We start from the raw sequence: 20,770 nt of genomic DNA on the forward strand, positions 1-20,770 counted from the left end.
AATTAGCTAATGGAGTTAATGAGGCTAAGGGGATGGGTGAAGTTATTAAAAATAGGATGAATGAAACATGATTGTCATCAGAGGGAGTTTTAAATCATCCATTAGCAGGATTTGATGGGCTTAATACTCGTCGTTTTTTTATGGGGTTAGATGCCTTAAAATCGCAGCAAAAAGGTGCTGGCCTTCCGCAAATGGGTCTTGGTGAAGATAGAGCTCTGGCTAATGCAATAGCAGGGGCTATATATGGTTTGAGTGGCAATAATTTTATGACAGATGGAGCTATGTTTTGGAGTCATAAAATATCCATATCAGATCCATTTATAAAAACCATTTCGATAGGAACAGCTGATTTTTTTAAATTAAGCAATGAATGGATCCAAAAGCAAGGAGGTCGTCAATGGCCCTAAAACAAAAATCTCTTATTTTTTTGTTGTTTTTATATATTATATCTATAGTTTATGGTGAGTCTTTTCGAATTATTGAAAAGAAAGATGACTGGATTATTAGTATAAGTGAAGAATGTGAAAACTTATATACTATTGAAGTTGTGAATATAAGAAAGAAACAAAATATAAAGATAGGAAAAAAGATAAGTCAGCCTGAGCCAAGAATGTACTGGCTGAATAATGATTTATTAAGAATTGATTTTGGTAGTGTTTTTGCACCCGACATTTCATCATACTTTTTTTCAATTAAACGTGAAAGAATCTCAGAGGAATTATTTTTTGCAACTAACTTTATAGACTTGAAGAATGAGTTGGTTTTGTGTGCAGATTTAAATATTTCGGTAGTAGACATATTTAATCCTGATAAAAGTTATGTGCTTATTTTACCGGATGATATGTTCCATGCTGCATGCTATTGGTTTTGCATAGGAAAAAATACTAAATTTGATAACGGTTTTCTATTTTTGGAATACTTAGTTGAAAATTCTTCAATGGAAACATATAGAATAAAAAAATATAAAATTCCAATTTTACCTAAAGAACAAAAAAAGCTCCTTGAAGAGAAGAAGATAGAGGGGGATACATTTTATTCTTTTACTAAAGAACTAACAGGGAAAGATGTTAACAAAGTTATTCAAGCTATTGAGGAGTATTGGAGTTCTGGAAAGTATAACGAGCTTATTGAATATCTTAAATCTTTTCTAATGACTAATGTGATGATGGGTTTTGTGTTGATACTTGCTCTATTTATCTCGTTTATTGCATAATTTAAAATAAATAATTTTGAGGTGCTATTAGTATAAATAAATATGGGAAAAATTAACAATATCAAATTAAATCATTATTTGTATTTACAATCCAACTATCTCATTCGGACAGCAATTGAAGCGGTACATGCAGTGAGGCAAAGTCGAACTTCCAGCCCAATCTTTTTGCGGTTTGTGTAACTAAAAAGCAAGCTCTGACCGGAGGGAAGAGTCTTGCCTATGAAGACAAATGCAGCAAAAAGATTGAAGCGGTATTGGGGCAGCAAGCCTATAGGCGCAGCTTTGAAGCAAGCGCGGTGCCGATACTTGTTTACTTTTATATTTTGTACAATAATAAAAGCTATAAGAAAGCTTCTGGATTCTTAAGGGCAAGATGCTTGCACCGGCCATTAAGCAGCAATTTTGAAGATAGGAGTGGCAGACAGTGTGAGCATATAAAGTACATACCTTACGGGGAACTATGGACTTATAAGTCAAAAACAGCAAAGCTGTTTTTGACGATGTATAATAATTTCCTTGCAAAGCAGCCCGAAGGGCTGATAGAAGAGGCTACACCGGGAATGGATAAGTTACCGTTCAGGTTTACAGGTAAGGAGCTTGATGAAGATACGGGGCTGTATTATTATGGAGCTAGGTACCTTGACCCGAAGTATTCGAGATGGTTATCAGGTGGCCCTGCACTTAATGAGTATATACCGCAAGCGCCGGTAAATGACGAAGCGAAGAAGCACAATGAAAACTTACCCGGAATAGGATGCGTGTTTAATGTTGTAAACTTGCATGTTTATCATTATGCGGGGAATAATCCTATAAAGTATGCGGACCCGGATGGAGAAAGTTCATAGTGCCGCTGTCCAAATATTATTTGATGCTTTTTTTGGTAAAGGAAAGACACAGGACTATTCAAAAAGTATGAATTTTCTTATGAGCTTTTTAAATTCTCCTAAGATGAATTCAGAAATTAATAAGTTATTGGATGATTTTAAAACTTTAGGAGTAGAACAGAAAACTTATTATGACGATATCCATTTTTATGAAGGATTTCAAGATAGTGATTTAAGATTGGCTGTAGGTAAAGCTAAGTACGAAATTACTATACGGTCAGATAAGGTGGAAAAAAAGACTTTTTTTGAAACGAAGGAAGTTACGGTATATACAATCTTAGTCAAAATAATGGATAAGTATAATTTTGATGAAAAACGTTCAGATGGTTCTATTACTAGTATGTTAAATAACTGGGGATATGATAGAGAAAAAGAAGGTTCTATAACCCCATTTTATTGGACGTTTTCATATGTAATACAAAAGATAGAATAAGGAAGTCGTAATGAGAAGAAAAATTTTATTAGTATTTTTTTTGGCTCTGCTAACTTCATGTCCGGGATTATTGGACTGGTCGTATGTATTGGTTAATGGGTATGAGGTGTGGCATATTAATAGCGATGATATACATATAGGTTTTACAGAAGATGGTTCGACCTTAAAAACATATTTAGACGATAAATTGATAGGTGTTCCGCCTTATGTTACAGCTGTATGGCATGATGACAGATATATTATTGCTCGTCATATTTCCCATGATGATGTAGCTGATTATAAAGAGGGAAAGACTGTAATGGAAGATTATTATTTAGTTGATTCTAAGGAAAAGAAAAGTTTTGGGCCTTATAAAGATATCAACGAACTTTTCATCGAAACAAATATACCTGTGGTAAAAGATATAACATGGGTTTTGAGTTCGGAAATGTATAAATTTCAAAAGAATTATTAATGATGAAGCTATTGAAATAATAAAATTATGAAAACAAAACTTAGCATTTATTCACAACTTAACTATCTCACTCCACAGACAGCGATTGAAGCAAAAATCCTTTTTGCGGTGTGTATAAGCAAAAAGCAAGCTCTGACCGGAGGAAAGAGCCTTGCCTGTGAAGACAAGTGCAGCAAAAAGATTGGAGCGGTATCGCTGTAGCGTCGAAATAAGCGCAGTGCCGATACTTGTGTACTTTTATATTTTATGTAATAATAAAAGCTATAAGAACGCTTCGGGATTCTTAAGGGCAAGGGGGTTGCACCGGCTTTAAAGCAGCAGTTTTGAAGATAGGAGAGGCTATAGCGGAGGGAGAGAGCTACCGGTGCAGCTTTAAGGTAACTTTTATCTGACAAAAGTTTCTTCTCTCTTCTAAAGACGGTGCCGATAGATGATGAAGCGAAGAAGCACAATGAGAACCTGCCTGGTATGGGCGGTGTGTTTAACGTTGTAAACTTACATGTTTATCATTATGCGGGAAATAATCCGGTGAAATATATTGATCCGGATGGGAGAACCGATAGATATATGGATGATGGAGTATTTATTGCACATATTGATGACGGCATAGATGGAGTTGAAATTTTTACATATAAATATGATAATAATAAAGAATTACAATCTTTAGGTTATTTGACAAATCCTGACGGTTCTTATATTAGTTCAAAGCACTTTGATGAACTTGTTTCTGCAATTTATAGTGAAGCAAAAGGAAATGATGATAAGGAAAATAGGGGGATGGGAGAGGTTATTTTTAATCGCATGAATGAACAACAACTACCTTTGCATGATACATTATATCATAAATATTCTGGGATTGATGGAATGAAAAAGCCTAAATTTTTTACAGGATTAGCAGCAATGGAAAAATTAAAAAAGGCGGGTATTTTAAATATTAACGGATATGGAGAAAATGAGTCATTTATAAATTCTATTATTGGAGCAATTCATGGAATGCGTGGATATTCATTTATAACTAACAAAGCTGGCTTTTACTGGTCTCATGGTATTAATAGAAAAGGACTATTTAATAAATTAATGACCGTTAATGGTTGTGATTTTTTTAATTTAACAAAGTCAGGTTGGAATTTAAATAAGAGATATTGGCCGTGAAAAAATCGATATGTATATTTTTATTTTTAACTATTACTCATTTATTTACCGGTGCGGAAGAAAAATTTGTAGGAAAACAAGTGTTTTTTGCTCAAACAATGGGTGATTTTAATGCAGTTATATATATAACGCATAGTATTGATAATTATTATGAAAAGAGATATCAATTTGAAGTTACTAATTTAAAAACCAATAATAAATATTCGACATCATGGCATATAAGTCTTCCTCCTCCGTCTTTTGAGTGGATATCGGATAAGTGGTGCCGATATGATTTCGGCAGTTCAATGGGGCCTGATATAAGAACTTATTTTTTTTCGGTAGATAAGGAAAAACTCTCACAGGAATTCTTTTTGGCTGCTTTTGCCGATGTAGAAAATGAACTTGTATTAACTGCCGATACCTTGATAGAATTGCATTCGATATTTGGAAATAAAAAGATTAGAATTCCTGAGCCGCAAGATATGTATAGAGCCGTCTGCAAATATTTTGTTATCGGTAATAATTCCTTTATTAAAGGAAATTTTTTGTATTTGGAATATTATACGGAAGAAGGAAAATTAAAAAAAACAACTGTAAAAAAAGTATCGATTAAAAAAATCCTGAATAACTTTTGATTATATAGGAGCATAATACTTTGGATAGTTGATGAAAAACAATTATAGTAATATACCACATGCTTATCTCACTTCCCGGACAGCGATTGAAGCAGTACATGCAGTGAGGCCAAGCGAACTTTCAGGCAAATCCTTTTTGCAGTGTGTTTAAGCAAATGCGGTTTTTGGAGCGGCAGCGTAAATGCTTGCATAAAAACATCGCCTGAAAAGACCCGAGCAGCAAAAAGATTACAAGCGATATCGGTTCAGCAAGCCGATAGGCGCAGCATCGAAGCAAGCGCGGTGTCGATACTTGTGTACTTTTATATTTTATGCAATAATAAAAGCTATAAGAACGCTTCGGGATTCTTAAGGTCTGATAGAGGAAACTGCACCGGGGATTGATAAGTTACCGTTCAGGTTTACAGGGAAAGAGCTTGACGAAGAGACGGGACTTTACTACTATGGAGTTAGATATTTAAACTCAAAATATTCTAGGTGGTTGAGCGTGGAGCCTTCAGTGTAAAGGCTATTTACCTGAAGGAGTAAAAGATGGAGTAGTTGTAGATAGCAAAGCAATTGTACGCATAGATATATTTAGAATAGATAAAAAACCTATTGCGGTTTTACCTGACTAATATAATATGGAGGAAATATATGAAAAGAATTATTTTATTAGCCATAGCTGTCATTTTATTTTCCTGTTCAAAAGATAAAAATGAACAAATTATTAATGTAGAAAATATAGAAGATAATACCGTTTTTTACTCGAGGGGACTTTTATTTAATTGGGAATTAATCGAAAATAAAGGTTTTATGCCGTCATCGATATTGTATTTAATTCCAAAATTAAAATATAACACATTGGCTATTTGGGAAATTAATATGGATGAAAAAAATAAAGAAAATATTATAGATGCGTTTCCATATAATAAAGAACAATTTATTGTTTTATATAAATATGACGAGGACGGTAAAGTATTGTGTAGAGTAGAAAGTACACCGTATGAAGATTTACTTATAGAATCATTATATAAATATGATAAATATGGAAGAAAGATAGAAGTTCATGATAGAAACTTTAGAAAGCAATTAAAATCTCATGTTGATATAATGACATACGATGATATAAATAATAGTGTGGAAGAAGAATCATCGTTTAAATTATCGCATATAATTGAATACTCTCCTGTTAATAAAGATTTTGATGTGCTGGAATATCATATTATGACGGCCGATGAAAAACGCTTAATTGCATCTTATAAAGAAGGGAAGACAGAGGATTATTTTTTTTAATAATTATAAAAAAGTGTGGTTAAATGACGATAAGACAATAAAAAAACTTCAAGAAGATTATAGTGATAAAATATGGACGTTTTTTTATAATGAAGACGGCACAATGAAAGAAATAATAAACTCAAGAGAAAATTCACTCGAATATCCATGGAAAAAGTTTTACGATGCAAAATATTTTGACGGTAAGTTGTTAATGAGTAAATATTACGATGCCTATACTAAGAAGGTAATTAAATATGTATATACAAAACATGATTTATTTGGAAATTGGCTTGAAGCTGAAATATACAAAAATGAAAGCGGGAAATTATCTTCTAAAATTATTCGCTATATTACATATTATTAATGCTAATAAAAATAATGCATGGTTTAAAGTATAAATTGTAAAATAAAGTGTCGGTATAAATAAAATAAAAAAAAGATATCAAGCAATTAATAACATCGGTGTAGAGTATCTGGGGTGGAATAAATTATCGAAGATGGAATTTTGGAGCATGGAAAAAATGAAAAAAAATTGTGTTATTATTTGTGGTTGTACTCAGTTTTAGTTCTTGTACCGAAAGGTATCATATACTATATGATGCAATACATTATGATTTTAAATCTATTAAATCATATGAGGAATTATATCAACTATATGAAAAATGGGGCTTCTGGGAGGCAGGCACTTATTATTTACAAAACTTTGTATTTATTCACAGGCAAACTATCTTTTCCGGACAGGTATTGTAATGGAGCAAAAGCGAAGTCCTGAAAAGCACTGTACCGATACTTGTGTATTTTTATATTTTATGCAATAATAAAAGCTATGAGAACGCTTCTGGATTCTTAAAGGTAAGGTACTTGCGCCGGCCCTTAAGCGGCAATTTTGAAGATAGGAGAGGTTATACCGGAGGGAAGGAACTGCCGGTGCAGCTTTAAGGCAACTTTTATCCGACAAAACTATCTTTCCTATACTAATAGACTTTAATAACTTCTTTACGATACATATCCTTATATACGATAAAGATAATCCGCAAGGGTTAATTATTAATCTATTGCAAGATGCTGTGAATTTAGGAGAATAATTATGAAAACTGTATATCGGAAATCATTTGTACTTCGATGTTTCTTTTTTTTAACATTTATTTTTTTTCTTTATGTTACAATTATTACAATTTTATCTCAAAAAGATATAGGTATGCCTATATGGATAACTATGATAACGATTATATCTATTAATGCATGGGCTTTGGCAGATTATGTATTTTCAAAGATAGAATTTCAACAGGATGTATTTACATATAAAAGAGTATTTACTAAAGTTGTTATTCGAAAAAATGAAGTAGATTTTAAACGAAGCCTTTGTGAGACAGATATAATAAAAAACAAATATATTATTTATAAAAAAATGGAGATAAAATAAGACTGAAAGTAGATTTTGGTGCATTTTCGATGAAAATGAGAATGAATTTGATAGCAGAACTTTTGATTTTTTTTAGGAAAGAGATATAGTAATGAATAAATATTGGAAAAGCGGCTGTAGTAAAGCCATTAACTTTTATATACAACAGTATCTTTATATGTGTAAGAAAAAGTTAGTAATATTGGTAAAAAAAATACAGGCGGAACAAAACAGGCAGGAGTATGGATTGGGGTTAAACTTAAAAATGCGTGGAATAGTATTTTTGATAAATTATTTTTTTTATTATCTATTTTCGTTTTAGTGAGGTAATATGTAATAAAAGATATTTTTTTGATTATAAAGTCGATAAAAATATCGGAAAGCTATCTACATATATAGCCAATAAAAATATGAGCCTTGATGATTTTATTAATAAATATTTGATAAAAAATGATGATAACGGTTTTTCAAGCATTTTGACTGTAAGAAAGCATTGAGATTATTAAGGATAAGGTTCCTGTACCGCTCTTTAAAAATCACTATGCAAATAACTACAATGTTTCAGAGTATGATATTAAAAATATTTTAGGGGTATATATGGAAAAGAACCGAAAAGGATTTCTGTTTTGGGTAGAAACCGAATTTTCTTGGGGACCCGGTATTACAGATACATTTAGAATTCCTATTCAAATTGATGTTTATGATGACGAATATTTATATGTACTGGATATGATTGATAAGTACAAAGTATTTGAAATGGAACGGTAACGGTTTTTAAAAATAGATATGTCTGATGAAAGAAAAATTCTGCTACTACCACAGTGCCCATTTAGGAACTGCACGGTTCGCAGGTCTGATAGAAGAGACTGCACCGGGGATAGACAATCTACCGTTCAGGTTTACGGGGAAAGAGCTTGATGAAACAAACATGGTCGTGGATTGGAGAGAAAGTTAAAAATGCTTTGGATAATATTTTTAATATTAAAGCAAAAGATAGGAGACGAGAGCAATAAGATAAGTCTACGAAAGAAAAAGGTGCTCCTGATAGGACAAAGAAGGAATTAAATGAAAATTGAGAAGTCTGATAGTAGATTACTTGGGTGTAATCATGAACAAATTGAATTAATGCAAAAAGCTATTGATGCGGATGAGAATAATGACTTATCTAAAGCTATTATTCTATTAAAGAAAGTAATAGCTATTCGTCCTTCAGTCCCTTATGCTTTTGGATTATTAGCTTCGATATACATAGATGAAGCAAAACTTCTGGATAAAAAATTTAATTATGAAGAAAAAAATAAATGTTATATTAGGAGACGCCGTAAATTATATAGAACTGCTATATTTCTATTGGAAAAAGCATTAGATTTAAAACCGGATTGGATGGGCGCTGTCTTAGTGTCAGCACGTGCCTGTGAACAATTAGGGTTTTTAAATAGAGCGTTGCGGTATTATGGTTTATATTTAGCTGCTAATCCAAAAAGAGCCGATATATATTATGATGTTGGATTGATTTATGAATATAGAAAAAATTATCATACTGCTAAAGTTTTATATAAAAAAGCTTTATTGTTTGATAATGAAAATGAAGTTTACAGAAAACGATTAAAAAAAATGGAGGTTCTGTCAGAGCGTGACACATGTAAAAACCAAAAAAAATAACGAGGAGAAAAAGGTAAAGCACTACTACCGCCAATCAGCCCATTTAGGAAGCGCACAAATTAAAAACATTCGTAATTTTTATGATAGAAAAAGTATATACATAAGTTCAGAAATTAATTATGAGGAAATGTTTTTATTGCCGGGAGGAGCAAGTTCAAAATGAGATTAAATTCAGTATTCTTTTTAACCTGTTTTTTAATTTTATCATGTTCTGCTGAAAATCATAACAATGGTATTCCAGAAAAATGTTTTGATTTTTCAAATGAAAAAGATAGAACATACATTGAGGATGAAGGTAATTTTTGGGAATTATACAAAATAGAAAATTTAAAACAACATTCTGTTTATGTATTTGAAAATATCGTTAACTTTAATTTTTATTTTTCAAAAGATGTAAGTGTGAGCAGTATTAAAAATACACAAACATATTTTTCTCATGTTATAACTAAAACATCAAAGAAATATCCTTCCGCTTATGAAGATATTGATAAGTTTATTAAAAACGATACTATTGTTAAGCTGCGTATTTTTATAAATGACAAGCTCTTATTATATACTTCTTTTGACTTTAAAATAAATGAATTCGACTATTATGAAAATATTGATATTGATATAGATAGAACTATAGGAAATGTTGATGTAGAAAATTTTGTAAAAGATTTAAAATCTCTAAACAAGAATATTGAAAGTGTGAAAATATTTAAATCTTTGAAAGGGCCTGTTGTTTGTATTGTGATAGATACAAAATCTAAAATTGATAAAATTCAAGAAGCCGAAATTTGTAAATATGTGGAGAGTAAAATAGCTTCTGAGCTTGAAAAGATATCAAAGGATTTATATGGCATGAATATGGATGCCTTAGGGCTGTATTTGGAAATCAAATTCGGTAATATGAAAACTTTTAAGGGTATTTACCTTAACGGAGATAAAAAAATATGGACTGATATTGATTGGAATAATTTTGATTTTTTTAATTTAGAAGGTGAAATATGAAAAAAATTGGAATATGTATTGTAATATTTACTATAATATTTGTAGTTTTTGCTAAAACAGATAAGTATTATACCAGCGGAAAATTAATTTTTAATACAACAGATATTATTAATGGTAATTATTATTTAACTACTAAAAAAGATATGAAAGATGTTCAGGGACCAGCTTTACAGTGGTATTATACAAATTTTATAGTTTCTATTTTACTGATATTATGGATTTTAACGATGCTGTTGTTCTTATATGTGATGGGGAGCCATGTATTGCCTTATTTCTGGTATAAAAATATAATCATATATTTGATGAACTGTGATTTTTATTCGTTGTTAGAATAAATAGTTTGGAGTATGAAACCAAAACTTTACATTTATTCACATTCTAATTATCTCATTCGGACAGCGATTGAATTTGATAATCAGTTTTGCATACGCAAAATTTATACGTTTAAAACCGCCTCCATCTATGGCGGGGGAGAGAGAAAAATTACCCGCAGGCGTAGCGGGTATACGTCGAGGACGCTTTTTTGCCGTGCGACGCAAGGAAATGCCCGCCGTTTCAAAAGAGCTTGACGAAGAGACAGACCTGTACTATTATGGAGCTGGATACTCAGACTCGAAGTATTCAAGGTTACCATTATAAATATTGATAGGATTGATTATTTCAAATTTCAACCAAAGGGAATTCAAGAATGAAAAAAAATATTGTAAGTTTTTTCTTTATAATCATTACTGTTTTTTTTATACATTGTGAAGAATTATCATATAAAGAAAATGCTTCCTATTATAATGTATCGCAAGATGATATAAAAAAAATTTTAGGTGTATACATAAATTCTGAAATATATGATTATACTAAAAGCACTGGGGATATGATATGGAGTGAAGATACATTTTCATGGGGAAAAGGAATTAATAATAATTTTTCATTTACTGAAATAGATAATAAACCTATCGGGAAAAAATCAAGAAAAATTTATGTATGGTCGTATGATATTGGGATTATTTGTACAATAGAAAAAATAAAAAAAGAAAGCATTACCTCATATTATTTATATGGTTCTTATCGTATCGGACAAACTGATGAAGCCATAACTATTCAAATAGTATTTAAAGATGATAGCATGGTTGTAATGGAGTATAATAGCTCTCATATTAAAGAAAAATTCTTATTAATTAAAGTTGCAGGCATATTTATTCCTTATAAGCCCTTGCCCGGAAAGTATGTTGTAGGACGAAATCCGTATTCAAAGCAATCACGCGCTTATAATTCATGGGAAGAATTAGACCAAGGGGAAAAAACATTGAGAAAAAATATAAAACCTAAGGTAAAATAATAAAAAACATGAAAACAAAACTTTGCATTTATTCACCGCCTAACTATCTTCCATTATAGTAGTATTTATGACGGTAATTTTTTTGATTTATTGGTTTTAGAGAATAGTATAAATTTATTGGAGGTTTAATCTGCTCAATAAGTTTATTGCCGTTTCTCATTGCATTACGAAACGACGAAAATTCATCAATGCTTGATTTTTGATAAAATTTGCGCTTGATGAATTTATAGGGAGGCTTAAATTAAGCTCCTGAAATAGCGTCGCTTAATTTAAACTCGTGAGTTTGCTTTGCAAACTCCTTATTGTATGCCGTTTCTCATTTTATTGCGAAACTGCGAAAATTCATCAATGCTTGATTTTTGAAAATGTCTTGCGCTTGATGAATTTATAGGGAGGATTTTCAAACCGGGCCGGAAATGTCCCGACTTAAGTGAGTTTTTTATAGATGTACAAACAGATAAAAAAGATTTTCCGCTTCCGTGATATCTTTACCGACAATAATTTTCTCTAAATTTTCTTTTACTTCCTGTTTCGTTTCGGCGGCGGTAACCTCATCGTAGAATTCTTTTTCCGCTTTTAAATAAAGAGCGTCCGCATTATCGCCGATTATTGAGCTTTTGGTTAATACGGTATTGACATTTCCCGCATTTTCGCCGATAATATTACTGGAAGGGTTGAGCTTGGAGAATGCCCTTAAGGGGAATGATACCCCGGTAGTTGCGCTCCATTCATCAGCCCTTTTATCGTCTACATACAACAAGTTTCCGCTATCTATCCAACCTTGTAAAACATTCCAACCGCTTTTTGCCGTTATATCTCTTTCGTAAACACTGCGTATTGAATTAACTATTGCGTGGTCTGTTTCGTAATTCATTTCAAGAGCAGCAAGAACCGGCTTACCGTTTACAAAGTGTTCGGTAAATATTAAACGGCTGTTAGACTGCTCTTTATTTTGCGACTTAAATACCGCTACGGGGTTAAGCAATTGTTCAGGTAAGCTGCTTAATATATCCTGTGTTATATCCTTATGTTTATCGGTTATATGTTTAAGCGTTGCCCCGGATACGGTTATAGGTTTATCTTCAAAACCTGCCGCCCGCAATATTGTAGGAGTTGTTTTACAGACCGTTACCGTTTCATTGCTTTTCATTTCACCTGCAAAATAGCGGTTAATATCTTTGCGGTACTGTGCGGCAGCTTCTTTAAAGGCTTTTTCTTCTTCCGTAAGCGGTGCGGTTTGAAAAAGAATACTGTAATTATCGGGGTCGAAACTTCCCGTATTATCCGTTGCCGATTTTATTTGATTGCCGCCTTTTACTACGTATGTATGCCCTACGTCTATCATTCTTATACAGCCGTAGCTTATATTCGGTAATATATCGTTTTGGTACTTTTGATAAAGCTCATTTGTCCTGTATGTTTTATTGCTGCCTCGCCCGAAATCGAACCCGTAATCATTCATAAGTTCGCAAAACTCTTTTGAAGTGCAGCGGGCTCCTAGAGGCAATAAATCGATAATCTTATTTGTCTTTAAAAATACCGCTTTTACGTCTCCGTAATTGCCGGTTTCTCTGTTAAAAGCGTAATCACGTGCCGCAGTTTCAACGGTTGTAAACCAGTGCCCTAAATTTCCGCCGTAAAAACTGTGGCCCTGCTCAAACACGTCTCCTAAAATTTCAGGGGAGCCGTGATACACTACTAACGGCTCGCCGTTATCGTCCAATACTTTATTTTCACTGTCGCTTTCCCAATCTCCGAACCACTTTTTAAAACTGTCCGTTCTAACCTGTAGCCATTGTTTTTCATTTAAATTGCTGTTGCTTCCGTCCGGAGCTTTTAACCATTGTTCCGTCCCTTCATATTTTTTACGTACATCTTCAATTTCGTTTAATTCTTCTTTTGTAACTTCCGTTTGAAAAAGAATATCGCCGCTGTCTTTTTTATCCGCTTCCGCCTGTTTTATGCTTTCTTCATTCGCAAGGCGGGCGGCTTCGGCTGCCTTATCGTACGCCTCATCTATTTTGCTTTTTTGCTGTTTTTCGCTATTGACGGTTTCGGCATTTTCGGATATATTTGTATTAGAGCCGTGCAATAATGGAGCGTTCACTTCTTTTGAACTGGCGCGAGTCCTGAGTGCGGCTTCTTTTTTTATCCGGTCTATTAAAATATCTTCAAGTGTTACATCGTCTAAATAATAATGATATGCTTTGTTATCGGTATCTTGTACCTCCTTAACCGTAAGATGAGCCTTATATGTTTTATCGTTTACGTTTAAGCCCGTTTCAAAATATTTTATGCTTTCAATATAGGGTAAGTGTGCGTTACCGCATAAGGTAAGTGTGCGTTACCGCATAGGGTAAGTGTGCGTTACCGCATAAGGTAAGTGCACGTTACCGCATAAGGGCAGGAGGTCTATGCACATAATGATTGATTATACTTTGACGGACAAACCGGAACGATAAAGCGTTTTTTTGCCTTTTTTGAGTTTGAAACATTCATATCGAAATATGTAAAGTTCTCATATCCGTATTTGTTTAAGTATTTTTTAAGTGCAGCTTAAAATGAGCCGGCTGTAAAAAATTTCTTTACGGAATTGAAGAATTGAATGCGGTGCGGTAAGACACTGCTTAAATTTTTATTTTCGGTATTTTAAACTTTTAAATATAAAAACCGCTTAGTTAAAAGGCCGTTTTTGTAATTTCCGCCGCAAGCGTATTACCCCAAAAAAATCCCTTATCGGTAAATTTAAAATTACAGGAATTTTCGGCTTGGACTATTAGATTTTCTTTTTTAAGGTTTTCCAAAACGGGAAGAATTTTTTGAAGTTTTTTTTCTTTTAAAAGGGATAAATCTATGATTCCTTCTTGAAGCTGTCCGGAAAAATATTTTACGGGTTTATATGATTTTCTTAAATTCATTCCGATAACTTTGTGAAAGTTATTTACGTTTTTTGCATAACTTAATTTTTCGATAGGATTCATAAAGGCCGCGGAATTTACAAACCCGCCGGCTCCCGCTCCTACAGGAAAAATATCTCCGCCCGAATGAGAAGTCCTTATGTATTCATAATTATCGCGGCCGGGTTTTACAAGTTTTGTTATTTCCAAAAAGTCATAACCTGCATTTCGGGATTCGTTTAATACGGTAGTAAAAAAAAGAGCGTCCCGCTTTAGTGTTTTTTCTGTAAACTCTTTTTTGTCCATATTTTTACCGATTCCGGACTTACCCATTATTATCAGAGAATAAAATGAAAAGCCTGCGATATCTAAGGCAAAGGCCTTTTTTAAATCGCTTTTAAGTATTTCTTCAGTTTCTTCAGGGTAATTATAAATAATATCAATATTTACATTTTTAAAACCTGCGTTAAAGGCGGCCTGTATTCTTTCCTCCGCAGCTTCTCCCGTTCCTATTCTGCCTAATGTTTTTCTTCCTTCATTATTAAAAGTTTGAATACCTATACTCAAACGGTTCAGTCCGTTTTCAAAAAGAGTTTTCAGTTTTGAATCATCAAGTTCCGAAACTGTAGTTTCCATAGAAATTTCAGCATTTTTTGCAAGATGAAAATTTTTATTTATTGCCCGTAAAATTTCCGCAAGTTGATTTTCGGGCAGGGCGGTAGGTGTACCGCCGCCGAAATAAACCGAATTTATTTCCGAAGTATTAACGTATTCCGTTTTGCCGTAGTTTTTTATTTGCTCTATTACGATAGACGAATAATCTTCAGGTACGGGATTTATAGTGCGCCGCATATTGCAAAAACTGCAAATCTTTTTACAATACGGCACATGAATATAAACCGATTTTTTCCCGCTTTCGGTATTCGGAGAGGACAGGGCTTTTTCCATAGTGGTAATTCCCTTTGCATATTTTGCAAATGCCATTCCCGCCTCGTGATGCGATTTTTTTCTTTCTTTATATGAACAATTCAAAATTTCTTCAACTTGCATACTCATCTCCATATTTTTATTTTGGAGCTTTTAAAGATGTATTTTAAATTTTTATATGCAGCTAACCTTGCATACTTATTGCATAAATTCTTTAAAAGCGTCTTCAGCTTTTTTTAAATCTTCTTCGTCAGGATGTTTTGCAGCTTCTTCATGCCTCTTTCTTCTTTCTTCGTCCATGTAATGGGGGTGGCCTTTCGGAAACGACATAAACATTTGCGTAAGGGCAGGGTCTATTTTCCCTTGGCAGCAAAAACCTCGTAAAACCGTATTACCGTTTTCCGTTAACAGTTTTTCAATATTTTTATGACATTCTTTTGCATGCTCGGAATTCGTGTATGCTCCGAGGGTGAAAAAGTAGCCCGTTTTTTTATTGCGAATTGTTTTGATAAATTCCAAAGCTTCTTTATTCGGCAAGGCTTTATCAATCCAAAAACCTACTACTATCGAGTCGTAGATGTCTGCATTTTTAACTTGCGTAACTTCAAAAAAATCGGTTCCCTCAGGAAGAGATTTTAAAATCGCTTCCGCAACTTTTTTTGTGTTTCCCGTTTTGCTTGAATAAGCTAATAATGTTTTCATAATTTTTTTTCTCCTTAGACTGTTTTATAATTTATGCCGATTTCCTTTTGGGTAATATTATAGGAAACCCCATTTCTTCATCATATATTATTTTGCAATTTATGTCATATATTTCTTTAATTAAATTTTCGGTAAAAATTTCTTTAGGCGTACCTTTTTTAAAAAGCAATCCGTCTTTTAAAACCAAAACCGAATCGCTGTATTGCGCCGCTTGATTTAAGTCGTGCAGAACCATAATTATTGAAAGATTTATAGCTTTATTTAATCCGTAAATCAGTTCCAAAAGTTCAAACTGGTATCCTATATCCAAGTAAGTGGTAGGCTCGTCAAGGAGTAAGACTTTAGGTTGTTGTGCAAGGGCCATTGCAAGCCAAACTCTTTGTCTTTCTCCGCCTGAAAGTTCACACACCTTTTTTATCGGTAAGTTCGGTTAAACGGGTTTGAGTTAAAACTTCGTTTAATATTTTTTCATCATCTTTTTTTAAAGGTTCATACCATTTTTTATGCGGTGCTCTTCCGAAAAGCACAAGTCTTTTTACGGTTACGTCTTCCGGCGCAATATTATATTGCAGTAAGATGGAAAGGCGGCAGGCAAATTCTTTTTTTGAAAGCGAAGCTATATCCGTATCGAAAAGGGAAATCTTTCCGTTTGCAGTTTTTAAAAGACGGGCAAAACTTCTTAAAAGCGTCGATTTTCCCGAGCCGTTAGGCCCTATTATCGAAATAATTTTACCCGCTTCAAAGCTGCTTGAAAAATTTTTTATAATTTCTTTTTTGTCGTACCGCAAGTAAATATTTTTTGCGGATAATGCAGATATCATATTTACCTCTAATATTTTTTACTTGAGTTCCGTAATAAGTACAGGAAAAAAGGAGAGCCCAATACCGCCATTACAATTCCTACGGGTAATTCAATCGGAGCGGCTATTGTGCGTGCAAAGGTATCGGCGCCCAAAAGTAAAACCGCTCCTGCAAACATAGAAAACGGTAATAGACTTTTATAATCGGAGCCTACAAGCATTCTAAGTATGTGCGGAATTACAAGTCCTACAAACCCGATAATACCTACCGTCGATGTGGATACTCCGGCTAAAAAGGCCGCTATGACCGAAAGAAAAAATCTTGAACGGTTTACGTTCGAGCCGAGGCTTGCAGCTTTTTCATCTCCCAAAAGTAAAATATTTGCGGGACGTATGCAAAATAATGCGAGTATTAAAGCCGGAATGCTGTAAATTAAAAGCACCTTCAAATGCGGCCAGCTTTTTGAAGCAAGGCTTCCGTTAAGCCACATTAAGGCTCCTTGAAGTCTGTCGCTGAATAGTATAGAAATTAGACCTGCAAGGCTTCCCAAAAGGGCATTTACGGCTACGCCCGCCAAAATAATGCGAACGGGAGTAAATCCGTCCTTCCATGCCAATATGTAAATTAAAAAAGCTGCAAACATACTTCCGCAAAAAGCCGCGGGCGGTACTAAATAGGCGTAGCGGGGCAGGGCCAGCATAAGAACAATACCGCTCACGCTTGCGCCTGCGGAAACGCCTATAATTCCAGGGTCCGCAAGAGGATTTTGCATTACGGCCTGCAATAAGGCTCCTGAAACCGCAAGATTCATTCCTACGATTAAAGCTGTAAAAATACGAGGTAAACGTAAATCGAAAATAATATCGGTTACAAGACTTTCGCCTCTTCCTATTAAGGCTTCCGTTATTTGCCTAAAAGAAAATTTTATAGACCCGAAAGCAACGGACGAAAAGAATAAAAGCGCCAAAATCAATGTTAAAACCGTAAATACGAATATTTTTTTCATCCGTTATACTCTTTAAAAAGTTTTTAAGAAAAATTTATTTTCCGTAAATCATATTTTCCAACATATCTAAGGCTTCCTTTATATGAATATTTCCGGAAACTGCAAAATAGGTATTATCCAAATCGTAAACTTTTCCGTTTTTTACGGCAGCGAGTTTTGACCAAAATTCGTTTTCAAATTCTTTTTTAAACATTTTTGAAGACTCTTCAGGTTTTACATGAGTTAAGCGTAAAATAACATCGGGATTTTCAGCTTTTATAAGTTCCAAATTCATAGGAGCATACGGACCTTTTATCTTTGTATCGGTCCAAATATTTTTGCCTCCTATTACTTTTACCAAACTTCCGGTAAATGAATTTTCTCCGGCAATTGACATTGAGCTTGGCGTTCCGAATATAATTAAAACCTTGGGAGATTTTTTTTGATTTTTATTTAACACTTCATCGATTTTCTTTTTTATAGAATCAACATATTCCGAAGCCTTTTTTTCTTTACCGTAAACCTTTCCCAAGTATTCCATAGCCTTTAAATAATTTGAATAAGTATCGGTTTTTAAAAAAACCGTTTCAATTCCCGCCGTTTTTACTTGAGGTTCAAGACTTGTTTTTAAACTGTTTACCGTTATAAAAAAATCAGGCTTTGCGGCCTTTAATCTTTCCATATCGGGTGTCATAGGCATTCCTATGCGCTGTTTGCTTTCGTATTTAGGATTGATAGGATTATTCGTATTGGGAATCGCAACTACATCTACTTCCAAATAATCAAGCATATCCAAAACCGCAAGCGTACCTGCAACCGTTCTTTTCGGCATTGAAGACGGCATCATATATTCTTCAGTCATTGTAGAAGCGGCGGCCTTTTTTTTCTTTGAAGCGGAACCTTGCGCATCGGCAACCAAATTATCATCTTTTCCGCCTGAAGCGAATAATGCGGCAGTCGAAAAAACCAAAATAAAAAATAATAATAATTTATTTTTCATATAAGACTCCTGTTTTAAGCGGTAAAACCCGCCGATTTTAAAGTTTGCCAACTATGACATTTTTTTTACTTTATGTCAATAGGTGTTAATTTTAAGACCGAACCCGTATCTTTACTTAAATGGGAAAAGTTAGTATACTCTGCTATGTATAACTTAACGGGATTTTAAATTATCGGTTTTAAATTCCGTTATTATTTGGGAGCGATTATGAATGTACCAGAGAGAATTGCCGCTTTAAGGCAAAAAATGGAAGCGCTTTCGTTAAGCGCTTATTTGGTTCCTTCTTCCGACCCGCATCAAAGCGAGTACTTGCCGGAAAATTACAAAACCCGAGCCTTTATTTCAGGGTTTACAGGTTCTGCGGGAACTGTAGTTGTAACGAAGGATAAGGCTATTTTATGGACTGACGGACGCTATTTTTTACAGGCGGAAAAACAGCTTGAAGGTTCCGGTGTGGAACTTTATAAAATGGCTGAACCTAATGTTCCTACGGTAAATGAATTTTTACGCTCCGTTTTAAAAGACGGAGAAAAGCTCGGAATGGACGGAAAGGTTATTGCTCTTAGAACTTACGAAGCAATGCAGGCGGAACTTGCGGGAATAGAGTTTGTTACTACCGTTGATTTAATCGGAGATATTTGGAGCGACAGACCTTCTCAAATTTTAAGCAAGGCATTTATTCAAGATGTAAAATATGCAGGCAAAAGCCCTAAAGAAAAGCTTGAGCAGCTGCGTAAGGAGCTTTGTTCAAAGAATTGCAGCTCTACAGTAATAGGAGCCTTGGAAGATGTCTGTTACTTATTCAATATACGCGGAAGCGATATTACCTGTAATCCGGTGGTTACCGCTTATGCAATCGTAGAAACGGAAAAAGCAACTCTTTTTATTTCGGAAAAGCAGCTTACCTCCGAAGTAAAAGATTTTTTAAGCTCACAGGGTGTACAAATAAAAGATTATGAAGCCGTGTTCGAAGAAGCTTCAAAGCTTGGCGGTACCGTTTATTTGGACCCTTCAAGGACTAACGTATTTCTTTTCGAAAAAATTAAGGCTAAAATTGAAAAGGGACTTAACATAACCTCAACTATGAAGGCCGTTAAAAACGAGATTGAGCTTAAAAATTTCGATAAGGCTATGGAAAAAGACGGCGCTGCAATGATAAAAATTTTAAAATGGGTTGAAGAAAATGCAGATAAAGGCGTTACCGAATGGGACGTAAGCGAACAGCTTTTAAAATTCCGTGCCGAAGGAGAGGGTTTTATCGAAGCCAGTTTTGAAACAATTTCAGGATACGGCCCTAACGGAGCGGTAATTCATTATTCTCCCGAAAAAAAAGACCTGTGCAGCCTTACAACCTAAGAGCTTCCTCCTTTTGGACAGCGGCGGACATTATTTTGACGGCACAACCGATATTACAAGAACAATACCTTTAGGCCCACTTACGGAAGAAGAAAAAGAAAACTATACCTTGGTTTTAAAAGCTCATATAAATTTGGCGCGGGCAAAATTTAAGGCTGGAACTACAGGCTTTGCTCTCGATACCCTTGCACGGGCTCCTCTTTGGGCTTTCGGAAAAGATTATAAACACGGTACGGGTCATGGAGTAGGCTTTGTTTTAAGCGTTCACGAAGGTCCTCAATCTATTTCCGGTAAATACATAGATGTTCCTATGCAATTGGGAATGGTTACTTCCAATGAACCGGGCTTATACATTGCAGGAAGCCACGGCATAAGAATTGAAAGCCTTGTAGTAACCGTACCGTTTATGAAAACGGGCGACGGGGATTTTTATCGGTTTAAAACTATAACGCTTTGTCCTATTGATACACGTCCGATTATAAAAAATCTTCTGTCTTCTGAAGAAATTGAATGGCTTAACGAATACCACAAAGAAGTTTTTGAGCGCCTTTCTCCTTATGTGGACGGAGTATATAAAGAATTCTTAAAGAAAAAAACCGAAGCAATTTAAGATTAAGGATTTTAAAAAAACACCTTGTATAAGTTAAAAACGTACAAGGTGTTTTTTATTGGTATAAATTAAATACTATCGATATTTGCAAA

22 protein-coding genes and 4 pseudogenes are annotated in these 20,770 nt (G+C 34.0%); 20 read left to right on the plus strand and 6 right to left on the minus strand.

What is annotated here, in order from left to right; all coding sequences use genetic code 11:
• Window positions 1–71: 71 nt before the first annotated feature.
• The 18 genes and pseudogenes from DYQ05_RS07600 to DYQ05_RS07685 all read left to right on the plus strand — a co-directional run bounded on the left by DYQ05_RS07600 (window position 72) and on the right by DYQ05_RS07685 (window position 11,400).
• On the plus strand, window positions 72–407 hold the full coding sequence (locus DYQ05_RS07600; protein WP_024470382.1) for a hypothetical protein: 336 nt from the start codon (window positions 72–74) through the stop codon (window positions 405–407).
• Entirely contained in the window at window positions 398–1,213 is an 816-nt protein-coding gene (locus DYQ05_RS07605) for a hypothetical protein (RefSeq protein ID WP_024470409.1), read from the plus strand. Before DYQ05_RS07600 ends, DYQ05_RS07605 begins: the two co-directional genes overlap by 10 nt.
• Window positions 1,214–1,620: 407 nt before the next feature.
• Window positions 1,621–2,049: pseudogene (locus tag DYQ05_RS07610) on the plus strand (RHS repeat domain-containing protein); the annotation flags it as partial.
• Window positions 2,042–2,530 (plus strand): hypothetical protein, encoded by a 489-nt coding sequence (locus DYQ05_RS07615; protein WP_206183199.1) that lies wholly within the window; start codon window positions 2,042–2,044, stop codon window positions 2,528–2,530. The pseudogene DYQ05_RS07610 and the gene DYQ05_RS07615, both read left to right, overlap by 8 nt.
• A gap of 10 nt (window positions 2,531–2,540) precedes the next feature.
• Entirely contained in the window at window positions 2,541–2,984 is a 444-nt protein-coding gene (locus DYQ05_RS13870; RefSeq protein ID WP_024466003.1) for a DUF3997 domain-containing protein, read from the plus strand.
• Window positions 2,985–3,011: 27 nt separating this feature from the next.
• Complete coding sequence (locus tag DYQ05_RS13875; protein ID WP_252723294.1) at window positions 3,012–3,185, plus strand: hypothetical protein; 174 nt, start codon at window positions 3,012–3,014, stop codon at window positions 3,183–3,185.
• Between the two features lie 222 nt (window positions 3,186–3,407).
• Window positions 3,408–3,539, plus strand: a pseudogene (locus DYQ05_RS14645) (RHS repeat domain-containing protein); the annotation flags it as partial.
• Between the two features lie 593 nt (window positions 3,540–4,132).
• Complete coding sequence (locus DYQ05_RS07635) at window positions 4,133–4,753, plus strand: hypothetical protein (protein WP_024470388.1); 621 nt, start codon at window positions 4,133–4,135, stop codon at window positions 4,751–4,753.
• Window positions 4,754–5,111: 358 nt separating this feature from the next.
• Window positions 5,112–5,255, plus strand: a pseudogene (locus DYQ05_RS13885) (RHS repeat-associated core domain-containing protein); the annotation flags it as partial.
• Window positions 5,256–5,389: 134 nt separating this feature from the next.
• On the plus strand, window positions 5,390–6,028 hold the full coding sequence (locus DYQ05_RS07645) for a hypothetical protein (protein ID WP_206183200.1): 639 nt from the start codon (window positions 5,390–5,392) through the stop codon (window positions 6,026–6,028).
• A gap of 13 nt (window positions 6,029–6,041) precedes the next feature.
• The gene (locus DYQ05_RS07650; protein ID WP_206183201.1) at window positions 6,042–6,374 is read left to right on the plus strand and encodes a hypothetical protein; all 333 of its coding nucleotides are present in this window, start codon (window positions 6,042–6,044) and stop codon (window positions 6,372–6,374) included.
• Between the two features lie 723 nt (window positions 6,375–7,097).
• Window positions 7,098–7,433: a hypothetical protein gene (locus DYQ05_RS07655; RefSeq protein WP_194077433.1), complete on the plus strand. Its 336-nt coding sequence runs from the start codon at window positions 7,098–7,100 to the stop codon at window positions 7,431–7,433.
• A 576-nt stretch (window positions 7,434–8,009) separates the two neighbouring features.
• A complete protein-coding gene (locus DYQ05_RS07660) occupies window positions 8,010–8,180 on the plus strand; it encodes a hypothetical protein (protein WP_225969098.1) in 171 nt (56 codons plus the stop codon).
• 297 nt (window positions 8,181–8,477) lie between these two features.
• Complete coding sequence (locus DYQ05_RS07665; RefSeq protein ID WP_024468218.1) at window positions 8,478–9,074, plus strand: hypothetical protein; 597 nt, start codon at window positions 8,478–8,480, stop codon at window positions 9,072–9,074.
• 159 nt (window positions 9,075–9,233) lie between these two features.
• Complete coding sequence (locus DYQ05_RS07670) at window positions 9,234–10,067, plus strand: hypothetical protein (protein WP_206183202.1); 834 nt, start codon at window positions 9,234–9,236, stop codon at window positions 10,065–10,067.
• Window positions 10,064–10,402 (plus strand): hypothetical protein, encoded by a 339-nt coding sequence (locus tag DYQ05_RS07675; protein ID WP_252723296.1) that lies wholly within the window; start codon window positions 10,064–10,066, stop codon window positions 10,400–10,402. Before DYQ05_RS07670 ends, DYQ05_RS07675 begins: the two co-directional genes overlap by 4 nt.
• 67 nt (window positions 10,403–10,469) lie before the next feature.
• A complete protein-coding gene (locus tag DYQ05_RS07680; protein ID WP_152513845.1) occupies window positions 10,470–10,706 on the plus strand; it encodes a hypothetical protein in 237 nt (78 codons plus the stop codon).
• A 49-nt stretch (window positions 10,707–10,755) separates the two neighbouring features.
• Window positions 10,756–11,400 (plus strand): hypothetical protein, encoded by a 645-nt coding sequence (locus DYQ05_RS07685; RefSeq protein ID WP_020965425.1) that lies wholly within the window; start codon window positions 10,756–10,758, stop codon window positions 11,398–11,400.
• Window positions 11,401–11,839: 439 nt separating this feature from the next.
• Here DYQ05_RS07685 and DYQ05_RS13890 read toward each other — a convergent pair whose 3' ends face one another.
• The 6 genes and pseudogenes from DYQ05_RS13890 to DYQ05_RS07715 form a co-directional block, all read right to left on the minus strand.
• Window positions 11,840–13,507 (minus strand): ADP-ribosyltransferase-containing protein, encoded by a 1,668-nt coding sequence (locus DYQ05_RS13890; RefSeq protein WP_252723297.1) that lies wholly within the window; start codon window positions 13,505–13,507, stop codon window positions 11,840–11,842.
• A 571-nt stretch (window positions 13,508–14,078) separates the two neighbouring features.
• Window positions 14,079–15,347: a coproporphyrinogen-III oxidase family protein gene (locus tag DYQ05_RS07695; protein ID WP_206183203.1), complete on the minus strand. Its 1,269-nt coding sequence runs from the start codon at window positions 15,345–15,347 to the stop codon at window positions 14,079–14,081.
• Window positions 15,348–15,422: 75 nt separating this feature from the next.
• Window positions 15,423–15,926: a flavodoxin family protein gene (locus DYQ05_RS07700; protein WP_020965428.1), complete on the minus strand. Its 504-nt coding sequence runs from the start codon at window positions 15,924–15,926 to the stop codon at window positions 15,423–15,425.
• 31 nt (window positions 15,927–15,957) lie between these two features.
• Window positions 15,958–16,747 (minus strand): annotated as a pseudogene (locus DYQ05_RS14500) (ABC transporter ATP-binding protein).
• Window positions 16,748–16,755: 8 nt separating this feature from the next.
• Window positions 16,756–17,733 carry a FecCD family ABC transporter permease gene (locus DYQ05_RS07710; RefSeq protein ID WP_020965430.1) on the minus strand — a complete coding sequence of 326 codons (978 nt, stop codon included), beginning with the start codon at window positions 17,731–17,733 and terminating at the stop codon, window positions 16,756–16,758.
• 34 nt (window positions 17,734–17,767) lie between these two features.
• Entirely contained in the window at window positions 17,768–18,712 is a 945-nt protein-coding gene (locus DYQ05_RS07715; protein ID WP_024469234.1) for an ABC transporter substrate-binding protein, read from the minus strand.
• A 207-nt stretch (window positions 18,713–18,919) separates the two neighbouring features.
• On the opposite strand from DYQ05_RS07715, the gene DYQ05_RS07720 reads away from it, so the two are divergent.
• Both DYQ05_RS07720 and DYQ05_RS13905 read left to right on the plus strand, forming a co-directional pair.
• Entirely contained in the window at window positions 18,920–20,068 is a 1,149-nt protein-coding gene (locus tag DYQ05_RS07720; RefSeq protein WP_252723300.1) for an aminopeptidase P family N-terminal domain-containing protein, read from the plus strand.
• Between the two features lie 13 nt (window positions 20,069–20,081).
• Entirely contained in the window at window positions 20,082–20,678 is a 597-nt protein-coding gene (locus DYQ05_RS13905) for a M24 family metallopeptidase (RefSeq protein WP_252723301.1), read from the plus strand.
• Window positions 20,679–20,770 lie beyond the last annotated feature (92 nt).

The organism is Treponema pedis, assembly GCF_017161325.1.
GTDB classification, from domain to species: domain Bacteria; phylum Spirochaetota; class Spirochaetia; order Treponematales; family Treponemataceae; genus Treponema_B; species Treponema_B pedis.